Consider the following 22031-nt stretch of genomic DNA (forward strand, 5'->3'; position numbering starts at 1 on the left):
GGTAACGTTACCTTAAGCTGACGTGATGCTGACGATTTTGCCACCCTGCTTGTGAATTTGCTGGATCTTGTCAGAGAGTCGCTCGTAAGGTACGATAAATGCTGTGCTACTCCGTCTGGTACTCGGATAGCCAGAACCACGGATTGCTGTAACTTCAATGCGGTACACGCGATCGCCTACACCAACAGCATTCCCTAAATTCTTCTTAGGAGCGACATCTGATGAAGCACGATAATTCCAGTTATCATTGCTTCCTGATGGTCCCACAATGGAAGAAGATTTATTACTAGCTAAATCCTGCGCTAAACGGGATTTAGTCCCTTCTACCTGCGCGCGATCGCTATTGGCATAACCCCGGTACAACCGAAACATCCGGGTAAAGCCGACGGTTTTTTGTCCTGGTTGAGTATCAAAACCACGATAATAGGGAACAATACTTTCGCCGAAGTTATTTTGGTACTCTGGAGAATCAATATAGGAATCAATTTCCGCGTCGTACCCTTTGTTCTCGTACAAATCTAAGTGGTACACAACTTCCGATTCATCATAGGGAGCGCGACCCAAAAGATGCTTGTAGTTGAGTTCAATCAACCGAGTTTGGAAACTGTTATAAAAAAACTTCTTTTTGTAGAGTTCTGATTTCGCAATGCTGCGGACAAACTCCCGCACCGACAAATTGCCATCCCGCAGGAGTGATTCGGCGCTGACTAGACGTTCCGATGCCATCAAATAGTCGTTACCCAAAACTTGCCGATAAGCCGCACGAATCACAAGCTCTGCTTCATCTTTGCTGGCGTTGGGGCGCAGTTCTACTCGACGTGCATCGCTAAAAGGCTCTGTTCCGAGCCTAGATGCTGCTGCTGTAATTGCCATTTTTATTCACCTATTCTTCTTTATTTGCATTTCGGCTATTTGTACCGACTGCTGACTTTACTAAAGCTTTTCTTTTTTTATTTCTTTGCTAGATAAAAGTCTGCCCGGAGCGAGATTCAACTGCTAGATGAGCCAGAACGGTCTTTTTGGTTTCCCAAATGAGCGACTGGTGAACCCCAAAGGGTTGACTAACTCCATCCAACACTTGCATCCTGATCCGGGCAAGATACTATTTAGCTAAGAGCATTGATAGCGTAGTCAAAGTAGGTGTTGGCTTCGTTTGCAGCTTGTCCACTCAAACCATGATTAGCTTTCATGTGCTTGATAGCTTCAACGTACCAGCTAGGAGACAAGTCAAAGGAGCTGTTGATTTCAGCCAAACCAGCAATCAAGAACTCATCCAAAGGACCTGTACCACCAGCAACTAAGCTGTAGGTAACAATGCGTAGGTAGTGACCAACGTCACGAGCGCACTTGGACTTACCACGGCTGTCAGCAGCGTACTGAGGTCCTGGTGTTTGGGTGGTGTATGGGAATTTTTGGTAAACAGCTTGGGTTGCACCATCAATCAATTTTTGGGCGTTGGAGGTCAAAGCACGAGCAGCTTCCATGCTAGCAATAGCACGTACATAACGACCGTTAACTGCTTGCAGTTCGGTGTTGCCTAAGAAACGTCCTTGGGTATCAGCTGATGCGATCGCTTCGGTAATTGGTGTTTTAACCATTTTCTAAAATCTCCTTGGTATTTCGTAAAATTTTGGTCTGAATTACCTAAATTCTTAGGTATGGACTTTGTTAGTGATATTAAGCAACAGCAGCAGCAGCACGATCAAAGTAGCTAGCTACTTCAGATATCAATTGGTTGCAATCGCCCTTGGTGATTCCGTTAGGATCGTTAGCAATACCAACAGCAGCTTCTTTCATTTTTTGAACGCCGACAGCTACGGAAGATCCAGGAGTTCCTAGAGCTTGGTAGGTTTCGCGCAAGCCGTTCAAGCAACGATCATCAAGAACACTAGCATCACCAGCCAAAATAGCGTAGGTGACGTAACGCAAGATGATTTCCATGTCGCGCAAACAAGCAGCCATACGGCGGTTGGTGTAAGCGTTACCACCAGGAGCAATCAATTGGGGTTGTTCTTCAAACAAAGAACGAGCCGCGTTGGTAACAATAGCTGAAGCGTTGCTTGTAATGCGGTTAACAACATCTAAACGCTTGTTGCCTTCTCTAACAACGGTGGTTAAAGCGTCTAGTTGCTCGTTGCTTAAAAACTCGCCTCTGGAGTCAGCTTGAGAAACTACCTTGGTAAATACGTCTAATGTCATGGACTTCAATCTCCTAAGTTTTGAGATGTCTAGATTAAAACTGGCAATGTTTATGGTTAAAAACAGATTGGGGATCAAACCGCTTCTCACCTTAGTCTCATAATTCCCTGTCACCAGATGAAAGAGCAATTATGAGAACCTGGGGTAATTTTATGAGAAATCGGCAAACTTGATTAAATGGATGCCTTGTTTGACTTTTGTCTGTCATTTAACCCCTTCAGCTTATGTTTATACAATGCCATAGATCCTTTATTTGTTACAAATTATGAATAAATAAAATGACCAAATAAGAACCACCTCAAATGCTTTACATATAAGGACTTTGCCTGAGAAATTGCCTAAAATTGCTTTACATTACTTCATGTTTGTGACAAATCGCTGGAAAATTCCAGAGTTTTAGATTTTATTAATTTTTCTAGAAGTATTGAAAATACAGGACATGGCAGTTTTTATGAGTATTTTTAGCCAGTGCAGTTTTTATTAAAAGATATTAAGATAATGTGTTGACCTGTTACTTAAAATGGTGATCAACTGATCTTTTTACAGCAAAAAAGCCCAAAAAACTTTACAAATCTAAATATAGGGGAATAGGGAGGAGTCAAGTCCCACCTATTTCTTTTTGTCCTCTACCCCTTCTTGCTTAATCTGTATGCAACGCTCGTATTGAACGCATCTACCTTAAGGATGATATGTTTATAACTCTAACTAGCAACTCGTCGCCGGAGAATTTCTAGCAAAGTTGTGAATGTTTGAGGAGGGGGAGCTGTCACCTCGATCAAATTCCCAGAGATTGGATGTTGTAACTTTAATCGCCAAGCGTGCAGTGCTTGACCGGGTAACTTGACCCCGACGGAATGACCAGAACTATAAATTGGGTCGCAGACGATGGGATGACCGATTTTAGCGCTGTGGACACGAATTTGATGGGTGCGTCCCGTTTCTAGTTGAAAGAGGACTAATGTCTGGTTTCCTAGTCTTTCTAGAATTTGCCAATGAGTTACCGCATTACGTCCACCTTTTTCTATAGGGACTACTGCCATTTTTTTTCTATCTTGGGGATGGCGACCAATGGGAAAATCTATAATGCCACTTTCGGTTTTGGGCGCACCGTAAATTACACCCAAGTATTCTCGCCTTGCAGTTTTTGCTTGGAGTTGTGCTTGGAGGCTGTGATAGGCAATATCGGTTTTAGCGATCGCGATCGCCCCTGTTGTATCCTTATCCAATCGATGCACAATCCCTGGACGCTGGACACCGCCAATTCCTGGAAGATTGGGACAATGTGCTAACAAAGCATTAACCAAAGTCCCATCGGGATGACCTGGTGCAGGATGGACGACTAAACCAGCAGGTTTATTGAGAATCAGTAATTGGTCGTCTTCATAAAGGATATCTAGAGGAATATCTTCAGCTTGCACTTGCAGGGGTTGAACTTCTGGGATTTCTAAGGTAATGCGATCGCCTGTTTTGACATTGACTTTTTTAGTTGTGCAGATTTGCTCATTCAGTTGAACATTACCCTGTTCAATTAATTGCTGGATGCGAGAACGGGATAAATCAGGTAATTTTTCTGAAAGGTAGCGGTCAAGGCGATCGCCTGTTTCTTCGACTTGTAAATTAAATGCGGTCACAATTGTTCTGAATTAATTCCTCTTTCTGGCAGTAAAGCACGGAGAGCTTGCCACTTTGTTAATTTTAACGAACTGCCGCCGCAGAAATGACTTGAAGCAGGTCGAGAACAGAAACCAAGAATTTCATGACTCATTCAGGGCTATATATAATCCCATACTTACCGTAATTACTACTCTTCTCTGTGTTATCGATATTCATGTAACATCATATTTATGAATGATTTGGCAATACCGTGAAAGCACGGGAACTCTTGTTAAAGTAGACTTTCCGGAAAAAAATCAGATAAAAATGTCACTAATTTTTATTCACGTTTCCTTTACTTATTCATTATAATATTCACAAAATTTTTGAGATTTTCTGCAAAAATTATAGTAATCTAAAAACTAGTAAGCAAACTATTTGCGATCTACCATTTAGCTGAAAAGAGCTATTTTGCTGGTATCTACTATACTTTGTGGGTTTAGCTGTAAATTATGAGGTCTAGCACTCAAAATGGTGCAGGGGGAATATTTATCAGCACACAACACTAGACATTTTTCCAGTATTTTATCAACTGAATTACCCCATGCATGAATGCCGGGGGTGACAACTCGCAGCTTCAGTTTCGGTTACCCTCACAGGTTCCGAATCCTCACGAGCTATTGGTTTACCGAAAATCAACTCTATTCCACCTTTGCTCAACTAACTCGCCTTTGGCGAAAATTTACCATTCTTGTTGTGGAAGCGATAATTTTGCCTAAACCTGACTAGAGAGAAACTCGATAATCTCAAACTTGTGTAATACACTGACCCGGACAGCTACTTAGTCAAGTAAAACACAGTTTGTCTTAGTTGAGCAGAGCTTGAAGTGCTTATTGGCTGGAATATAAATCTGGAAAATACGGAGAATAGCAATACTTTTGCTACTGATGGGCTAGAGCCAATAGTTTCTGTGCGGGACTTAAGTTACTGTTAAATTAGCCAAATTAGCGAAATCACAAACAATCAAATTGATTTTTGAAATCCTATTTTCCGGTAAGCAGTGGAATTATTTGAATGTTTTTCCACAGCATAGCTGGGTCTACCACAGTCAAGTGCTGTTTGTTGAACTATAGCATAGCAGATATTGGGAAATTAGGAGTTAGGGGTGAAGAATCTCTGTACTAACTCAAATCTGACCGCTATATTTAGCTGAACACTACTTCTGAAACTCTCGTGGTGAATTCCGAAAAGGTGATTCACTAATTTCGACAGTGGATGTTAATTATATCTCAAATCTGTGCCGATGAAGACACTTCCCATTAGTAGATATAGATTTTTTCAAAAACTTCAACCGATATCTCTTTTAAAAAAAATTACTAGTAAGACTGTTAATGGTTGTTTACAAGTATTTAGCACATCTGGCTCTTGGTCAATCTATATAGAAGAAGGTAAGCTGATTTATGCCTGCTACTCTGAGAAAATGTTTGAGCCGCTTTACCGCAACTTGCAAAGCTTAAGTCAGCAAATTTCTACTCTTCCTCGCGGAATCGATGAGCAGTTACAGGCGATATTTGAAAATGGGATTGAGGATCAGGCTATACCGAACCCAGATTATCTGGCTATTTGTTGGTTAGTAAGTCAAAAATACATCAGCCCGGCACAAGCAGCAATGCTCATAGAGCAATTAGCGCTAGAAGTCTTGGAGACATTTTTGAGCTTAGAAGAGGGAAGTTATGAATTTCTCCCGGAAAGCTTTCTCGATGATATGCCAAAGTACTGTCATCTAAACATCCGTTTATTAGTCGAACAGTATCAAACGGGTAGCCGTGAGGAAACCTACAAACAGACATCGCCAGTTGTGCGGTTAAATCAGCCACAATCTGCAAAACCATCTCCTAGAGTCAGCGAAGGCAGTAAAACGGCATACTCTAACGCTGCATCAACTCACAATATTCATCCTATCTATAATAGCGGTCAGGGAACTACACCACCCACTCAGAAAAAGCTCTACACAATATTTTGTATTGATGACAGTCTTACGGTATTAAACACTATTAAAAATTATTTAGATGACCAAATTTTTTCTGTGATCACAATTACCGATTCTTTGAACGCTTTAATGCAAATTCTCCGCACCAAACCAGACATAATTTTATTAGATGTTGATATGCCTCATTTAGACGGGTATGAACTATGCTCTATGTTACGTAAGCACTCATCTTTGAAAAATACACCTGTAATTATGGTAACTGCTAAAACAGGGCTGATAGATAGAGCTAAAGCTAAACTAGTTAGAGCTTCCGGCTTTTTACCTAAGCCTTTTACACAAGGGGATTTATTGAAAATAATCTTTCAACATATGGTATAGCAATTCCCATTCAAGTGAGGTATAAGCAGTAATAATTAAACGCAGATGAACGTAGATAAACGCAGATAATTTTGTACTTTATTAGACTAGGAAATGCTATATAACTTTCTCGTTAATATAATTAATAAATATATTTTCTGCTGTATCAGTTATATGATTAGTTAGCATTTTTTTGCCCAATGTAAAACACATAACTGTAATATTCAGAGTATTTTCGATAAAGGTCAATCTCCAATTGCTCCATATTGATCACTTCCAGAGCTTCTGTATCATCTTGGTAATGCTTTCTTAAACCCTGTAATTTTTCTTCTAAAGGTTTATAGTAATGATTCCACCAAGCTGATTCTGGGAGTACAAAATAATCAATGATTTTGTAGCCACTATTTTGAATAATTTTTAGATTACCTTCAATATCCTGCATGGCTGGATAACCCGCATTCCAAAATTCTTTTAATTCTTTTGGTGCGTCAGGTTTCAGCCATGTAAGTTCTGAAGCTGCTAAGTAACCTTTCTGCTTGAGCAAGGGTTTCCACTGCTTCAATCCACTTTCAAACCCCATAATGTATATTGAACCTTCCGCCCAAATCACATCAAAAGTTGCATCAGGAAAATCAAGAGCAAACATATCAGCGTTGAGTACGGTGATTTTTTTTGATAATCCTTTATGCAATACTTTCTGTTTGAGTTCATTTACATAAAAAGGATGATTATCGATAGCAATAATTGTGCCATTAGTTAAGCTGGCTAAGTCTAAAGTTTGAAAGCCAGGACCACAACCAATATCTAGAATTTTGGGATGTGGTGGCAAATCAATCAACTTTAAAAAAGCATTTTTCGTAGATTCAGAATCACCAGGCGCTTCCCTCGGTATACCCTGATGAATTTGAAAAAATATATCTTGCTGTTGATTGTTCACGCGCTATTTCGTACTCTTTTGTAAAACATTACACTTTTAAGCTCACCTTTGTTATGCCCTCGCGCATCTCACGTTGTCGCCTTAACCAAGAATATTTAATTATTGTACTGAGTAAGGGCGCAAATTGAACCAAGAGCGATCGCACTAGGAAATTTTTTCGCAGTAGTTCGCCTTGTGCGGCTTCTTGTAACTGGAGTTGCTGGGCGCGGATAATTTCTGGCTGACGTTCTGCTTGAATTTCTGATAGTGCGACATCAATTTTTTGGTGTTCCGCGTCTGCTTGCAATATCGGGACTAGATGATTAGCAGCGACAATCACATCACGCAATGCGACATTGATACCTTGAGCGCGGACAGGAGACATGGGATGTGCAGCATCACCTAGAAGCAGTATCCCTGGTGCGTACCATTGTGGACAACAACCAACCACAACAGACAGCTTAATGGGAGATTCGATGCTGTCTGCATGATTGCGGAAATGTTCTGCTAACCATGAGGGTGATAGTGAGGCGAAAATTTCTGCCCAGTTTGCTTGCTTGTAGTCGGTTTTTTCGTTGGCGGAGATTACATAAGCTAAATGTAGTTTACCTGACTCTGCTCCATGAAAGATGCTAAAGATGCGATTGTTATTTACAATCGTCCGAAACACATTATCATCTGCAAACTGGGGACTAGCTGCCAACTTAAACCAGAGAATATCGATATTTTTGGGCTGACTTACTAATTTTAATCCAGCACGTTCCCGCAGAGTTGAGTTACGACCATCCGCCCCAATTACTAAATCAGCAGTCAGTTGTCGCTCATCACTGAGTATGACACCAGCAACACGTTCATGACTCGAAAATAAATCTTTGACAGAAACACCCTGGATAAATTCAAATCCATCATGGGTTTGAGCTTCGGAAATTAGTGCTTTGAGCAGTGGCGGTTGTGATACTAATGTACAGGGACGAGTTGACCCCATTGGTTCGTCTACGCGAAATAATTGTTTTCCCTCAATTATGAACTCCCACCCATCGAGTTTTCGAGTCGGAATATCATTTAACAGTGTAGATAGTCCCATTTGTGTGAGTGCATCTAACCCACTAGGCATTAATCCCTCACCGCGAAATATACGATTAAAGTCTTTTGCCGCTTCAATGAGGGTTACATTAATACCACGTTTTACTAGGAGTAAAGCTAGTGCTGCACCTGTGGGACCTGCACCGACAATGATAATTTGTGCCACTTCATACCTCCTAGCAACATTTAGCGATGACTATCAATCATGCTTTTTGGCAACATCAATATCATTCCCATCATATATCCACATTGGTGTGACACCTTGTGAATCCTGAAAACCAAGTTTTTCGTAGAAGGGAACAGCATGATCTATTGACAGTAATATTTGCTGATGGAAATTAATATAACGACTTTGTAGACGTTTCATAATTTCCCGTCCTATGCCTCTTTTTTGATATGCTGGCAATATTAATAAATGAGAGTAATAAACAACCAAAGCACCATCTGAAATGGCATTACCAAGACCAATCAGCAAATTCTGATGCCATGCTGAAATCACTGTGTGCGAGTTGGCAAGTGCTAACAAAAGTTTCTCAGGCTTCTGTGCTGATGACCATCCACATTCCGAATACAGATTAATTACCTGATTACGGGTAATTTCTGCTTTGTCCTGATACTCAATGTCTGCAAAAATCATTTCTATCCTGCTGTTAGATATGAATATCTATAATCAATTAATTTGCTTTTGTTGCGATACCTTTATATAGATATCCGGCAATCTTTGGTAAATTTTCACCAACAAATTCTTCTAAAGTTACAGTATCAAATTGTTGCTCAACTAATTGTCTAATATTACGATTTAAATGACAGCCATCTCCGATAATTTTCTGTATTGGTGTTAAGCGGTTTTGCCAAACTTGTATTTTAGGTGCATTACTCAATCCATGTTCTAAAAAAAAGAATTTTCCTCCCGGTTTCAATACTCGATATACTTCTTGCAGGGCTTGTTCAACTTTGGCAATACTGCATAAAGTGAAAGTGCTGACCACACTATCAAAGCTGTTATCTGCCATTGGTAATTTTTCACTGTTTAAAATGCGATTGTCTACTGTAATAGAGGATGATTGAATACGTTTTTGCGCTAATTGATTAACTCCGGGATTAGAGTCAATGGTAACGAGCTTTTCCAGTGATTTAGGATAGTAGGAAAGATTTAAACCTGTACCAAAACCAATTTCTAGCACTTCCCCTTTTACTTGTGCTAAAATTTGTTGCCTGTATTCGCCAATTTTGGAATCTGATAGCGACCAATCGAGGAGATAAGGAAATATTTTTTGTGAATAGAAACCCATTTTGTACTCCTATCAAAGGTAACTACATACACTGTCAATGATACTGGTGTTCTCGAAACGGCATTTGATAAAGTGTTGAAAACACTCCTGGTTGAGCCATTAATTCATTAAAACTTCCTTGCTCTACAACTTGACCGAACTGCATGACGATAATTTTATCAGTGTGTTGAATTGTGGAAAGACGATGGGCAATTATGAAGGTTGTTTTACCAGCCATTAACTGCTCTAACCCATCCATAACTAATGCTTCGGTTTCTGTATCCATAGCCGATGTGGGTTCATCCAAAATCAGGATCGGAGCATCTCGTAAAATGGCACGAGCGATGGTTAAACGCTGTTTCTGTCCTTCGGACAAGGTAGATCCCTGTTCACCAATCAGGGTTTCATATCCGTCTGGAAGTTGGCAAATGAAATCATGGATATGAGCCACTTTTGCAGATGCAATCACTTCATCCAGGGTGGAATGCGATCGCCCATAAGCAATATTTTCTCGGATAGTTGTCGGAAAAACTAGGGGAGGTTGCAACACCATTGATATCTGATCTCGCAAAGACTTGATGGTGAATTCGCGAATATCTCTACCATTAATTGTAATCTGCCCTTGTTGAGAATCATAGAACCTTGCCAGCAGGTTGACTAAAGTAGATTTCCCGGTTCCAGTAGATCCGACAATGGCAATTTTTTCACCAGGCTCTACCACCAAGTTAATGTTTTTCAGGACAGGAAACTCAGGCAAATATTCAAACGATACATTTTCCCAAGCAATGATTCCTCTGGCTGCTTCCGCAGTGAGAACTCTTGTACCGTCCGGCAAATCCGATTCCCGATTCAGTAAGTCAAATACACGCTGCACCCCTACCATTGCGCCTTCAACCAGTCCCCAGGTATGGCTTAACTGGTGAATTGATGCCAGTAGATATGCTAGATAGGAGATAAACACAATTAATCCCCCAATAGTCAGAGTCCCAGCCATGACATGGTGAGCCGCAATCCACAACAGTACAGCACCCCAGACTCCAATCACCACATTGGTGATCCCACCGTAGAAACTTTGGATTAGGTAAAAACGGAGATTCGCATTCAGACTACCCTGACTAGCTCTGATAAACTTTTGGTATTCATCTTCCTCCTTCGTGAATGCCTGAATCGCTCGAATCGAAGACATTCCTTGCTGCACAAGCGAATAAATAGCACTTTCGGCTTGTCGAGAGCGCAAAGCTGCGGAACTAATTTTATGGTTTAAGAAAGATAGAAGAAAAAACAGGACTGGACAGATACCCAAGGCGATGAGGGTAAGCAGAACATCCAGACGCAGCAGAATCACAAACATAGCCACGATTAAAACCAGGGTAGAGACGATGGGAAGTAACCCATTTGTACACAAGGTTTGAATTGCAAAGGTATCTGCGGTGATGCGGTAGACAAGATCACCCACTGGCCAGTGATTATGGAATTTGAGAGACAGCCGTTGCAAATGCTTATATAGCTCGCCGCGCAAATCATTTACCATTTTCTGCCCAAAACTGATGGTGGTATAGCTATTCCACAAGCTGAGAATAGCAGACACCGCGTAGATCAGCACAGTAGCCAAGCAGCAAGCTGCTAACAAAAGAACGCCAGATAAGCCAGCAACCATCCCCCAGGGAAGGGGCTTGTCCTCCAAAACGAAGTCAAGCACAATCTTGAAAGGCCAAGGTTTTAATAGCTCAAACCCACTAATCAGAAACACCTGACATAGGGAGATGACAAATTGCCATCTGTAAGGAAATAGGTATGAAAAGGTGCGACGCAGCAAGGAATTCATCAGCGTTTTAACGAGGGGGCGGGAACAAAGTTGAGACCGTAGGCTACAGCCTCAATCACCGAGTAGAGAGTGAGTGCAAAAGCAATGCTTTCAGTAATGATCAGGATGGCGCTGAATATACCCAAGCCCATTGCTGTTATTACCACTAAGGGCATTTTTAGCCAAAAACACTCAATGGTCGCTAATGCCCAACCAATCACAACAATTACAGTCAGACGGGACATACAGAAGGTACTTTTGACCCGCAGCACTCGTTGATTACCACCGTGATTTTCTGCACAAACTCGAATCAGCGCCCGTGACCACAAGCCTCGATATATGGTCAAATCCCAATCGCTCCAACCGTCATTGACCGCCATAAAATACTTGCGGGATGTGAGAAAATCCATCATGCCCTGAAGTATACTTTCTTTCTCTAATCCAGAGTCTGTCCAGTAGGAAAGGTAGATTTCACGCTGTAACCAAGAAATCTGAAGTTTTTGTTGTGTTGTTTGCTGGAGAACAGGATCGACTTTCCCCAGTCCTTTGATCCTCCATTTATATCGTTCCCAACTCCGAACCAAGGGGCCTAAATAAATCAGCAATGCTACGAGTAACCGACCACGCAATCCCTGAAATCGTGTATCAATGGGTGCTTGCCATGCTCCGATGAAGCACATTAGCCAGGACAGAATAAATGGTGCGATTCCCCAGAGTGGATTGTTTCCAGTTACTGCTAAAAGCCCAATTAACAGTAGTGCTAGGAGATTCCATTCCAATGTCAGGGGCAGGTAAGCGAACATGGGGACTGATGGCTGATAGAGTGTTTGAAACAACCCTCGTCCAAACACACCTGAGTAGATGACAGGTGTCTGCAAAATCATCGCCGCAGCAAGACCACCATAAATCCGTCCCATCCAGCGAGCCTGTCCGAAGAGATTAAACCGATAGGGATGTTTGAAATAAACCAGTGCTTCTGCTTTACCGTAGCCGCGCTGTTGCTTTAAATAATCTTTGACTGTGTTGCGTCGGTAGTGCCAAACAATCGCTGCTGGGCTGAAACCAATGGTGTATCCCTGATCCTGAAGTCGCCAGCAAACATCGATATCGTCTCCTGCGGCGCGAAACTGGGGGTCAAAACCATTTATTTCTTGGAGGGCTTTTTTAAGAAATGCCATGTTGCAGCCTGCAATATGCTCTGCTGTATCATCGCCTAGAAGCACATGGGTGGGACAACCGGGAGAAACTGCGACGCAGGAGGGAATCAGGGAATCTTCAGGAGGCTGAAAGTTGGGACCTCCGACAGCAGATAACCCTGTTGATTGAAATGTGATCACGAGGTAAGTGAGCCAGTCGGGATCAGCATAACAATCTGAATCGGTGTAGGCAATTATTTCTCCTGTTGCGGCTTCTAGTCCGACATTTCGGGCGATGCTTAACCCGTAATTGGGCTGACAGATGAGTTTGATGTGAGGATATTTCTGGCAAATTTCTAGAGTTCTGTCTGTGGAACCATCATTAACAACGATTACTTCATAATTGGGATAGTTCAGTTTCTCTAAGGATGCGAGACAACTTTCCATTGTGCGCTCGGCATTATAAGCACAGACAATCACAGACACTTGGGGATATTCTGTTAATGCAGGGGGTAAAGAAGCCTGATAATAGTGCTGCACTGCTTTAAAGGCTGGTTTGTTTTGGCGATTCTCTGTGACTACGCCAAATGCCCAATCCTGAATTGCATGACCACCTGTAAACCATTCATCTGTCCAGGAGAAGATAAATGTGCCGGCGACACCCATCTCAAAACTAGCTGCTAGTTTTTGGGAGAGAATTGCTGCTTGTGTATCTAGTCCTTCACGGATGGAATCAGCGCCAAATTCGCTAAAAACTAAAGGTTTCTCCACTGCTAGATTATGCAACCGAGACAGATATCCCCGAAAATCGCGATCGCTGTGCAGATATACATTGAAAGAGAGAAAATCAACGCAATCTAAATTGAGATATTCTGTGCAAGGGTAGTTGGCATAGCTAACCAGTGCATTGGGGTCATTCTCTTTCACAATTGCCATCAATTCTTGCAAAAATGCCTGTATTTTGGCGGCTCCGTACCAGCGCACAATGTCGGGTGAGATTTCGTTGCCGACTAAATAAGCAAATGCTGCTGGATAATGGCGACAGGCTTGCACTGCATGGGCGATGGTCTGAAGAATTTCTGATTTAAGTGTTTCTGAATCTAAAAATGTAATGTGTTGTGACCAGGGAATCCCAACCAGAACTCGCAAACCATAGAACTCAGCTAATTCTAAGAACCAGCCCGGTGGAACAATATACACTCGTAGACAGTTCACACCTAATTCTTGCATGAGTTCAAAGTCTTTCTCAATAACGGGTTCCTCTGGTAAGGGCGCGCCGTGAGTTCCAGTGATGAAAGGACCATAACTCACTCCCTTTAAAAAAACTTTCTCTTCACCTGCAAAGAAAAACTTTCCTTGAACTCGCAGCCGATTTAAAGACAAATATTTAATAGTTGGCATTTCTCTGCCCTCCAGACATCAAAAATCCTTAATTTTTCAGCAAAAAACTACCAAATAGAATTTGGTAAATTTGGGCTAAGAATTGGGTGTAGCTTTTCGTTCTATCTTGTTTGTAGAAGATGACTATTTGGTTCTACTGTCTTAGCTATAACTCGAACGTATTCGTCCGTAAATTCACTGATGGAAATTACAGCTAGCTGACTGACTAAACGGTTTTCAGCTGTTCCGCTTTGAATTTGCACATCCTGAGCAGGCAGAATGCCCACCCCACAAGAGTTGTATTAACTAACAGTATGCAAATTATAGGATGTTCAGCTTAATTTATAGGTTCATGCCCACCACCAGAACGGCTCCATCCGGGGGGTATGAACTGCGGCTGGAAAATTTGCCTCTGTCTCCAAAGTTCAAGTAAGAATGTAATTATGGTAAATTAGTTAACTTTGTTTGAATACTGTGTTTTTACTTAAAATTGCCAGAAAAATCGGCGAAAGGTCAGGAAATACACTCTCTAAAAATTACAGAGGACGACACTTAGATAAAATACTGTGCATATTTACTACTGAGCCAATGATTGCGATCGCCGGAGCGCTAAATCCTGTTTCTTCAACTTGCTGAACAATGGTTGCTAAAGTCCCAATCAATTCTTCTTGTTCTGGTCGTGTACCCCAACGGACTAAGGCTATGGGTGTCTGTAAATCCAACCCAGCTTGATTTAACTGTTCCACAATATAAGGTAGATTGTGAATACCCATGTAAATGACAATGGTTTCTGAACCGTGAGCGATCGCCTGCCAATTTACTTTCGGTTTATACTTGCCTGCTGATTCATGTCCTGTCACAAAAGTAACAGAAGAACTATAAAGACGATGAGTCAAAGGTATGCCGGCATAAGCAGAAGCCGCAATTCCCGATGTAATTCCCGGCACAACTTCCACAGATACCCCTGCTGCTACTAAATCTGCCATTTCTTCGCCACCGCGACCAAAAATAAATGGGTCGCCACCTTTGAGGCGCACCACTATTGCGTGTTCCTGCGCCTTTTCAATTAACAAATGCGTGGTTTCTTCTTGTAATAATGAATGTCTCCCCATGCGCTTACCAGCGTTGATTTTTTCAGCTTGGGGATTAATCATGTCCAAAATTGCTGGACTTACCAAAGCATCATAGATGACTACATCTGCACATTCTAATAAACCCTTACCTTTGAGGGTCATGAGTCCTGGATCTCCTGGCCCCGCACCTAGCAAATAAACCTTACCCCAACAGCTTTGCGCTTCTTTCTCTGTGCGGCTCATGTATCTAATAAATCCCCAATTATCTCAGCTAATTCTGCACTTGCTCCCAAAGGCGCAGCCAGTTGGAAAGTCACAGTAGGAAATTGTAATTTTAACTTTTCTATGGACTGAGCGATCGCATCAGTAATGCCACCTGTGAATAAAAAGTATGGCAAAATTGCAATTTCCCTGTTTCCAGCAGCGACCAAATCTTGTAGACGTGATTCTAAACTAGGAGCTACAGCCCAATAAGCCGTTACGGCTCCCAACTTGGCGGCTATGGTTTCTATTGGTTTTAGGGAACCAGGACGACGGCTACCGTGAGCTAACAAAATTGTGGTTTCGGCTTTCATCGTCGCCATTTGCTGGGAAAGTAATGTAATTAAACCCGGATGACTACCGAGATGGGGTTGCAGGTTAATGATCATATCTTCACCCAAAGCCTGTTTTGCCACAGCAATCTGATCAGGAATATCCGTCATCACATGGACACCCGGTAGCAGAAATAGCGGTACAATCTGCAAACAATCAACCCCGTCAACTAAAGTCGCAAATTGTTGAATCTGCTGATGTAAAGGTTCAGGTTGTAATTCTAAAGCCGCAATACCTACCAGATGTTTGCTATTACCCAATTTATCAGACACTAAACCCGCTAATTGCTGCATAGCAACTTCTGGGCGGGGGTCACGACTGCCGTGGGATACCAGTAAATACGCAGATGTCATGGAAAAAGTTTCACTTTTAGGAGCTATTTTTAGGGTAACAGCTTGGTAGCTTGGAGACTAAAATTTGAATATTTTGCCACAATTGAGTTCCACCAGCCCCAATCCGTGAAGGAAACTAGCCTTTAGGGACAGACCAACTCAAAAAGACTTGAGGACTAAAGCTGGAGTTATGAACACTCCAGCCAATAGCAGCGCAAAATTTGCCATAGTCACCATCAACACTTTCGTAAATTTGCTTCTGGACGCTGAACCCAAAATGCCCTTTGCTGTACTTTAACCATAATTGGTCAATTATTTGTAAAGTCTCATCTGGCAAATTTTTTAAATCACTACAAAAAAGATAGCTACCAATTGGCTTCGAGAGTGCTTCACACATCAACACCCAAGTTTCTTGGTCTGCTTGTTTCCATTTGTGAAAGGCCAGTAAATCGCGTAATCGGCTGTAATCAAGTTCTACTTGGGAATTACCGAGTTGTAATGTGGCTACATTCAGGGCTTGCAGAACTTCACCGGCAGATTGATAACGTTCCGAAAGGGCATTGTGCAGCAGTTTATCCAGAATTTGACCCAATGCATGACTTACCCGATTTTCACTTAATATATAGTCACGCCATACCCAGCGATCGCTCATGACATCAAACAAATCAAAGGGAGGAATTCCCGTCAGTAAGTAAATGCAGGTGACACCCAGGCTGTAAAGGTCACTGGCTGGTAAAGCTTTACCCCGTGTTTGTTCAGGAGCAATATATTCTGGGCTACCGATAGTTGTCCCTGTCTGTAACAATGCTGTCGTAGTGACGTGTTTCGCCACCCCGAAGTCAATTAGAACTAAATCCCCTTGGGGTAGACGACGCATGATATTTGCTGGCTTAATATCCCGATGGATCACTTTTCGGTCATGAATGAATTGCAGCACTGGTAACAAATTTTGGAGTAATTCCCCAATTTGGGATTCGTTTTTAACTCCTTGTGCTTGCAGTTCCTGTTCTAGGGTTTGTCCTAAAATCAATTCCTGCACCAAATATAACTGATGCTTCTGTTCAAAGTAACCTAATAACTTCGGTATTTGGGGATGCTGCAATTCATTCAGACTAACTGCTTCCTGACGAAATAATTCTACTGCTTTGTCACAGCTTTCCCGATTTGACTCCTGAAAGCAGAGTTGTTTGATTACACACCTGAGTTTGGAAGGAAGGTGTTCATCCACAGCTAAGTAAGTTTTGCCAAAGCCACCCTGTCCAATACACCGCAGCAAGTGATAACGGTCTTGGAGCAAAAGTTTTCCACCGCATTTGATACAAAAGTTAGCCGTGTCGGGATTTTGCGAATATAGACAGCTAACATTGGGGCAGAGTTTCATTTAGTCATGGAAGGTTCAATGGGATTAGCCCATTTTGGCTTATTGCTGGTCGGCGGTGTAAGTATAAAAGTTATTAAATGCTCCCACGGTTTCAAATTTATAAATAGGTACGAAGGAACTAAATTTTAAATCCGTCTTGTAAACACTAAAAATCAGAAAATTCTGTTGTTCTGTACTCCGTCCCAATATCTCCCGCATTTGGGGAGTGGCTTGATCTACCAGATTTTGGCATTGAGACTTGATTAAATTTTCGAGAAAATTGGTGGTTTTTTGGCAAACGTCCTGTTTTAAATATTCGGTGAGCCGTTGTGCTGCATAATCTTCGTATTCAGCCAGAGATGGATTTGTTGTTGCCATTGCCATCCCCAAGGCTGCTAGTCCTACCGCTCCCGAACAGGCAATAATGGTCAGTGCTTTCATTTGTTCTAGCTTTGATTCTCTATAGTTATTGCAGTCCCAAGACTCTAAATCAACAAAATCCGTTCCTGGAAAAAAAGTCTTGATTATTTGTTGATTAAGGTGCTATAATCAGGAATATCGAATGGCGAGCGTAGCCAAGTGGTTAAGGCAGTGGTTTGTGGTACCACCATTCGTGGGTTCAATTCCCATCGTTCGCCCTATTTTAACTTAATAGTGATCCACATTCTGTATTTAGATAACATTTGTGCATCGAAATGCTCATACAGGCTGGTTAGCCAGGATGGTTAATTTTATAATTAATCACCAAAAAATGTGTTTTCGAGAATCTAGAATATTTTTCAAACTATGTGTGAGAATCTTGACCGAAAATAATGGGATACAAGCCCCGTCACTTCGGCAAGCTCAGTACAAGCCTTCTAGGACGGCTTTTTATTTGTTTTCAGTTTTCTAATCAAATCTCTAAGTACATCAGATTTCGTTCTCTGAGTCACCTTGCAGTAACTTTCGAGATGCGCCAATTCTTCCTCGGTTAATCGAAAAAATACACTTTTGTTCATGTATTGTATATTGATATGATATACAATAGTAGCAGTTTTGAAGGAAAAATAGTGAAAGCCAGATATAAGTTCCGATTCTACCCAACAAACCAACAGCAAAGGCTTCTAGCTCAGTTGTTTGGTTGTGTGCGCGTAGTTTGGAATGATGCTTTGGCTATTTGTAAAAAATCTGAGAAACTGCCAAGCAACAACGACTTGCAAAAGTTGGTGATTACGCAGGCTAAAAAGACTGATGAGCGTTCGTGGTTATCTGATGTTTCCAACATTCCGTTGCAACAATCGGTGGCTGATTTAGGGGTTGCTTACAAAAACTTTTTCGATTCACTTCAGGGTAAGCGCAAAGGAAAAAAAGTTGGTAGCCCAAAATTCAAGAAAAAGACAAACCAACAATCTGCACGTTTTAGAATCGGCGGATTTTCAGTCAAAGGGAATGATGTGTATCTGGCAAAAATCGGCAATTTTCAGCCAATCTGGTCTAGACAACTACCTTCTGCACCTACTTCTTGTACTGTCGTAAAAGACTGTGCTAACCGCTATTTTTTGAGCTTTGTAATAGAAATTGAACCTATTCAAATTGATGCTAAGAACCAAAGCATCGGTATTGATTTAGGGATAAAAACTTTTGCTGTAATGAGTAACGGGGATAAAGCTATTAGCCCTGATTACTCAATGTTAGACCAACAAATTCGGCGAAAGCAGCGCAAATTAGCCCGACAGGAAAAGGACTCAAAGCGTAGAAATAAAACCCAAATTCAAATTGCTAAACTGCATAACCAAATTGCAGATACTCGGAAAGATTTCCTACACAAACTATCCACTAAAGTAGTTAGGGACAACCAAGCAATTGTTTTGGAAGATTTGAACGTGTCAGGAATGGTCAGAAATCGTAAACTTGCAAGAGCAATTAGTTTACAGGGATGGCGAGAATTCCGGGTATTATGCGAGGCTAAAGCTGAAAAACTTAACCGTGATCTCAGGATCATTAGCCGATGGCAACCCACTAGTCAGACTTGTTCTTGTTGTGGGTATAGGTGGGGTAAAGTGGATCTCTCTATCCGTTCAGTGCTGTGTTTAAATTGCAATGCTGAACACGACAGGGACGAAAATGCCTCTAAAAATATAGAAATGGTCGGCATGGGGCATCGGCACGACCTTAAATGGACGAGGAGCGACTATCAGACTACCGAAGTAGCAAGTTGCAGTGAGTCGTCAATAATCACCGCACTTTAAGGGCGGTGAGTATGTCAAATAGATAGGCTGTTACAATGGCTGTGTCCATCGGATGAGGAATTGTCCGTCCTTAGTTAGAGTGAAAAAATACTGAGTAGCATATATTCTAACTAAAGAGAAACACGAATGAAGATGCCTGATCATAGGTGAGCTAAGGAACACAGATAGAGAATTCGTCTGTGTTTATTTGTGTTTATATGTGATCAGGCGGAAGTGGGAGGTGTTAGCTCTGTCCTGCAAGTCAAAAATGCAAATTCAAAGTTAGGGGTTACTATGTCTGAATTGATCCAAGCAATCCTGGATAGTGAGGAAAAAAGCGATTTGCGGTCCTTTGCTAGTCAGTTACGCCAGGAAGAAAAAAATTACTTGCTGCGTAACGATATCCTGAATGTATTCATTGATTATTGCTCCAAGTCCGAGAAGTCAGAAACTTTTGCCGCTTCTTCTCGCTTAGGCAAATTGATTTACTATACTCAGGAAATTATTCAAGAGGATTCAAATCTTTGTTTGATCATTCGTCCTAAAATTGCTAGTCAAGAAGTGTATCGGCTAACCGAGGATTTGAATGTTGAGCCAATGTCAGTACAGGAACTGCTGGATCTACGCGATCGCTTCGTCAATAAATATAATCCTCAAGAAGGCGATCTGCTGGAACTAGATTTTGGCCCCTTTTATGACTACACCCCAATTATCCGCGACCCCAAAAATATTGGTAAAGGGGTGCAATTCCTCAACCGCTATTTATCCAGCAAAATCTTCCAAGACTCGAAACAGTTGCTGGACAGCTTATTAAATTTCTTGCGTGTCCACCAATATAACGGTGTCCAACTGCTGATCAACGATCGCATTAAAACTCAGCAGCAACTTTCCACCCAAATTAAAAAAGCGATTACCTTTGTGAGCGATCGCCCCAAAGATGAACCCTACGAACAATTTCGCTTTGAATTGCAAATGATGGGTTTTGAACCGGGTTGGGGTAACACAGCCATGCGGGTGCGTGACACCCTCGATGTTTTAGATGAACTAATTGATTCTCCTGATCCCCAAACCATCGAAGCCTTCATTTCTCGCATCCCGATGATTTTTAGAATCGTCCTGGTATCGGCTCATGGTTGGTTTGGTCAAGAAGGAGTTTTGGGTCGTCCTGATACTGGCGGACAAGTGGTTTATGTCCTCGACCAAGCGAAGAATCTGGAAAAGCAACTCCAAGAAGATGCTCAGTTAGCAGGTTTAGATGGGCTGAATGTCGAGCCAAAAGTAATTATTCTCACCCGTCTGATTCCCAATAGTGACGGGACACTTTGTAATCAACGGCTAGAAAAAGTTCACGGTACAGAAAACGCCTGGATTTTGCGCGTACCTCTGCGGGACTTCAATCCCAATATGACGCAAAACTGGATTTCCCGATTTGAGTTTTGGCCTTATCTCGAAAGTTTTGCCATTGACTCCGAAAAAGAACTCCTGGCAGAATTTCAAGGTAGACCCGACTTAATTGTGGGTAACTACTCTGATGGTAACTTGGTCGCGTTTTTGTTAGCACGGCGGATGGATGTGACTCAATGCAACATCGCCCACGCTTTGGAAAAATCCAAATACCTGTTTAGTAACTTGTATTGGGAAGACTTAGAAGATAAATATCATTTCTCCTTGCAATTCACCGCCGATTTGATTGCGATGAATGCTGCAAACTTCGTGGTTAGCAGTACCTATCAAGAAATTGTCGGGACACCTGATAGTGTGGGACAGTACGAGTCGTACAAATGCTTCACCATGCCAGAGTTGTACCACGTAGTTAACGGAATTGAATTATTTAGTCCTAAATTTAATGTTGTACCTCCTGGAGTCAACGAGAGTTACTACTTCCCTTACACCCGCACTGAAGAACGAGTAGAAGCTGATAGCGATCGCCTGGCTGATATCCTCTTTACCTTGGAAGACCCCAACCAAATCTTTGGTAAACTTGATGATCCCACAAAGCGCCCCCTGTTCTCCGTAGCGCGTCTTGACCGGATTAAAAACCTCACAGGTTTAGCTGAATGCTATGGTAAAAGTCCAGAATTACAGGAACATTGCAACCTAATCTTAATCGCAGGTAAGTTGCGTGTAGAAGATTCAGGCGACAATGAAGAACGGGACGAAATTATCAAACTCTATCAAATCATTGAAGAGTATAATCTTTACGGTAAAATCCGTTGGTTAGGTGTGCGCTTAAGCAAATCTGATTCTGGTGAAATTTATCGAGTCATAGCCGACCGTAAAGGTATCTTTGTCCAACCAGCGTTATTTGAAGCCTTTGGTTTGACAATCTTGGAATCTATGGTTTCCGGAATACCAACCTTTGCTACTCAATTTGGTGGACCACTAGAAATTATCCAAGATAAGGTAAATGGCTTTTACATTAACCCCACAAACTTAGAAGAAACAGCCGCCAAACTCTTAGAATTTGTGAGCAAATGTGATCAAAGTCCTCAATATTGGGATGCAGTTTCTCAGGCAGGAATTAATCGAGTATTGAGTACATACACCTGGAAGATTCACACCACCAAGCTGTTATCCTTAGCACGGATTTATGGTTTTTGGAACTTTACTTCCAAGGAAAACCGCGAAGACTTGTTACGCTATTTGGAAGCTTTGTTCTATTTAATTTACAAACCCAAAGCTCAAGCATTATTAGAGCAGCATCAGCATCGTTAGCACCGTAGTTAGTCAGTTGTT

Annotated in this window: 17 protein-coding genes, 1 tRNA gene and 1 pseudogene; 4 read left to right on the forward strand and 15 right to left on the reverse strand. The window is 41.7% G+C overall.

Features of this window, described 5'->3' with window-relative positions; all coding sequences use genetic code 11:
• Window positions 1-12: 12 nt before the first annotated feature.
• The 4 genes from AACX33_RS14430 to AACX33_RS14445 form a co-directional block, all read right to left on the reverse strand.
• Window positions 13-873 carry a phycobilisome linker polypeptide gene (locus AACX33_RS14430; RefSeq protein WP_193998870.1) on the reverse strand — a complete coding sequence of 287 codons (861 nt, stop codon included), beginning with the start codon at window positions 871-873 and terminating at the stop codon, window positions 13-15.
• A gap of 233 nt (window positions 874-1106) precedes the next feature.
• Complete coding sequence (gene cpcA / locus AACX33_RS14435; RefSeq protein WP_193998871.1) at window positions 1107-1598, reverse strand: phycocyanin subunit alpha; 492 nt, start codon at window positions 1596-1598, stop codon at window positions 1107-1109.
• A 79-nt stretch (window positions 1599-1677) separates the two neighbouring features.
• Window positions 1678-2199 carry a phycocyanin subunit beta gene (locus AACX33_RS14440; protein ID WP_193998872.1) on the reverse strand — a complete coding sequence of 174 codons (522 nt, stop codon included), beginning with the start codon at window positions 2197-2199 and terminating at the stop codon, window positions 1678-1680.
• A gap of 701 nt (window positions 2200-2900) precedes the next feature.
• Window positions 2901-3830 carry an RluA family pseudouridine synthase gene (locus AACX33_RS14445; RefSeq protein ID WP_416209813.1) on the reverse strand — a complete coding sequence of 310 codons (930 nt, stop codon included), beginning with the start codon at window positions 3828-3830 and terminating at the stop codon, window positions 2901-2903.
• Window positions 3831-5095: 1265 nt separating this feature from the next.
• On the opposite strand from AACX33_RS14445, the gene AACX33_RS14450 reads away from it, so the two are divergent.
• Window positions 5096-6160: a response regulator gene (locus tag AACX33_RS14450; RefSeq protein ID WP_193998873.1), complete on the forward strand. Its 1065-nt coding sequence runs from the start codon at window positions 5096-5098 to the stop codon at window positions 6158-6160.
• Window positions 6161-6317: 157 nt separating this feature from the next.
• On the opposite strand, the gene AACX33_RS14455 is transcribed toward AACX33_RS14450, so the two are convergent.
• The 11 genes and pseudogenes from AACX33_RS14455 to AACX33_RS14500 all read right to left on the reverse strand — a co-directional run bounded on the left by AACX33_RS14455 (window position 6318) and on the right by AACX33_RS14500 (window position 17529).
• Entirely contained in the window at window positions 6318-7076 is a 759-nt protein-coding gene (locus AACX33_RS14455) for a methyltransferase domain-containing protein (RefSeq protein ID WP_193998874.1), read from the reverse strand.
• 28 nt (window positions 7077-7104) lie between these two features.
• Window positions 7105-8304 carry an FAD-dependent monooxygenase gene (locus AACX33_RS14460; protein ID WP_193998875.1) on the reverse strand — a complete coding sequence of 400 codons (1200 nt, stop codon included), beginning with the start codon at window positions 8302-8304 and terminating at the stop codon, window positions 7105-7107.
• Window positions 8305-8337: 33 nt separating this feature from the next.
• Window positions 8338-8775 (reverse strand): GNAT family N-acetyltransferase, encoded by a 438-nt coding sequence (locus AACX33_RS14465; RefSeq protein WP_193998876.1) that lies wholly within the window; start codon window positions 8773-8775, stop codon window positions 8338-8340.
• A gap of 37 nt (window positions 8776-8812) precedes the next feature.
• Window positions 8813-9430, reverse strand: a complete 618-nt coding sequence (locus AACX33_RS14470) for a class I SAM-dependent methyltransferase (RefSeq protein ID WP_193998877.1) — start codon at window positions 9428-9430, stop codon at window positions 8813-8815.
• 34 nt (window positions 9431-9464) lie between these two features.
• Complete coding sequence (locus AACX33_RS14475) at window positions 9465-11234, reverse strand: ABC transporter ATP-binding protein (RefSeq protein WP_193998878.1); 1770 nt, start codon at window positions 11232-11234, stop codon at window positions 9465-9467.
• Window positions 11234-13750, reverse strand: a complete 2517-nt coding sequence (locus tag AACX33_RS14480; protein WP_193998879.1) for a glycosyltransferase — start codon at window positions 13748-13750, stop codon at window positions 11234-11236. Before AACX33_RS14480 ends, AACX33_RS14475 begins: the two co-directional genes overlap by 1 nt.
• Before the next feature lie 515 nt (window positions 13751-14265).
• Entirely contained in the window at window positions 14266-15045 is a 780-nt protein-coding gene (gene cobA / locus AACX33_RS14485; protein WP_193998880.1) for a uroporphyrinogen-III C-methyltransferase, read from the reverse strand.
• A complete protein-coding gene (locus AACX33_RS14490; protein WP_193998881.1) occupies window positions 15042-15749 on the reverse strand; it encodes a sirohydrochlorin chelatase in 708 nt (235 codons plus the stop codon). The genes cobA and AACX33_RS14490 overlap by 4 nt, the downstream gene beginning before the upstream one ends.
• 115 nt (window positions 15750-15864) lie before the next feature.
• Entirely contained in the window at window positions 15865-17025 is a 1161-nt protein-coding gene (locus tag AACX33_RS14495; protein ID WP_227788689.1) for a serine/threonine-protein kinase, read from the reverse strand.
• Between the two features lie 12 nt (window positions 17026-17037).
• A pseudogene (locus AACX33_RS26525) lies at window positions 17038-17109 on the reverse strand (4-Cys prefix domain-containing protein); the annotation flags it as partial.
• 39 nt (window positions 17110-17148) lie between these two features.
• Window positions 17149-17529, reverse strand: coding sequence for a DUF4359 domain-containing protein (locus tag AACX33_RS14500; protein WP_193998882.1), 381 nt, complete (start codon window positions 17527-17529; stop codon window positions 17149-17151).
• A 124-nt stretch (window positions 17530-17653) separates the two neighbouring features.
• On the opposite strand from AACX33_RS14500, the gene AACX33_RS14505 reads away from it, so the two are divergent.
• From AACX33_RS14505 to AACX33_RS14515, 3 genes are all read left to right on the forward strand, one after another.
• Window positions 17654-17726 (forward strand) — tRNA-His (locus AACX33_RS14505).
• A gap of 411 nt (window positions 17727-18137) precedes the next feature.
• Window positions 18138-19316, forward strand: coding sequence for an RNA-guided endonuclease TnpB family protein (locus AACX33_RS14510; protein ID WP_193998883.1), 1179 nt, complete (start codon window positions 18138-18140; stop codon window positions 19314-19316).
• A 273-nt stretch (window positions 19317-19589) separates the two neighbouring features.
• A complete protein-coding gene (locus tag AACX33_RS14515) occupies window positions 19590-22010 on the forward strand; it encodes a sucrose synthase (protein ID WP_193998884.1) in 2421 nt (806 codons plus the stop codon).
• Window positions 22011-22031 lie beyond the last annotated feature (21 nt).

It is taken from the genome of Nodularia sp. LEGE 04288, assembly GCF_963896525.1.
Classification (GTDB): domain Bacteria; phylum Cyanobacteriota; class Cyanobacteriia; order Cyanobacteriales; family Nostocaceae; genus Nodularia.

Excerpts from the sequence above, each read along its gene's own strand:
- AACX33_RS14430 (WP_193998870.1), bottom strand. The coding sequence starts at position 873 with ATGGCAATTACAGCAGCAGCATCTAGGCTCGGAACAGAGCCTTTTAGC.
- cpcA (WP_193998871.1), bottom strand. The coding sequence starts at position 1,598 with ATGGTTAAAACACCAATTACCGAAGCGATCGCATCAGCTGATACCCAA.
- AACX33_RS14440 (WP_193998872.1), bottom strand. The coding sequence starts at position 2,199 with ATGACATTAGACGTATTTACCAAGGTAGTTTCTCAAGCTGACTCCAGA.
- AACX33_RS14450 (WP_193998873.1), top strand. The coding sequence starts at position 5,096 with ATGAAGACACTTCCCATTAGTAGATATAGATTTTTTCAAAAACTTCAA.
- AACX33_RS14465 (WP_193998876.1), bottom strand. The coding sequence starts at position 8,775 with ATGATTTTTGCAGACATTGAGTATCAGGACAAAGCAGAAATTACCCGT.
- AACX33_RS14470 (WP_193998877.1), bottom strand. The coding sequence starts at position 9,430 with ATGGGTTTCTATTCACAAAAAATATTTCCTTATCTCCTCGATTGGTCG.
- AACX33_RS14475 (WP_193998878.1), bottom strand. The coding sequence starts at position 11,234 with ATGAATTCCTTGCTGCGTCGCACCTTTTCATACCTATTTCCTTACAGA.
- AACX33_RS14480 (WP_193998879.1), bottom strand. The coding sequence starts at position 13,750 with ATGCCAACTATTAAATATTTGTCTTTAAATCGGCTGCGAGTTCAAGGA.
- cobA (WP_193998880.1), bottom strand. The coding sequence starts at position 15,045 with ATGAGCCGCACAGAGAAAGAAGCGCAAAGCTGTTGGGGTAAGGTTTAT.
- AACX33_RS14490 (WP_193998881.1), bottom strand. The coding sequence starts at position 15,749 with ATGACATCTGCGTATTTACTGGTATCCCACGGCAGTCGTGACCCCCGC.
- AACX33_RS14500 (WP_193998882.1), bottom strand. The coding sequence starts at position 17,529 with ATGAAAGCACTGACCATTATTGCCTGTTCGGGAGCGGTAGGACTAGCA.
- AACX33_RS14515 (WP_193998884.1), top strand. The coding sequence starts at position 19,590 with ATGTCTGAATTGATCCAAGCAATCCTGGATAGTGAGGAAAAAAGCGAT.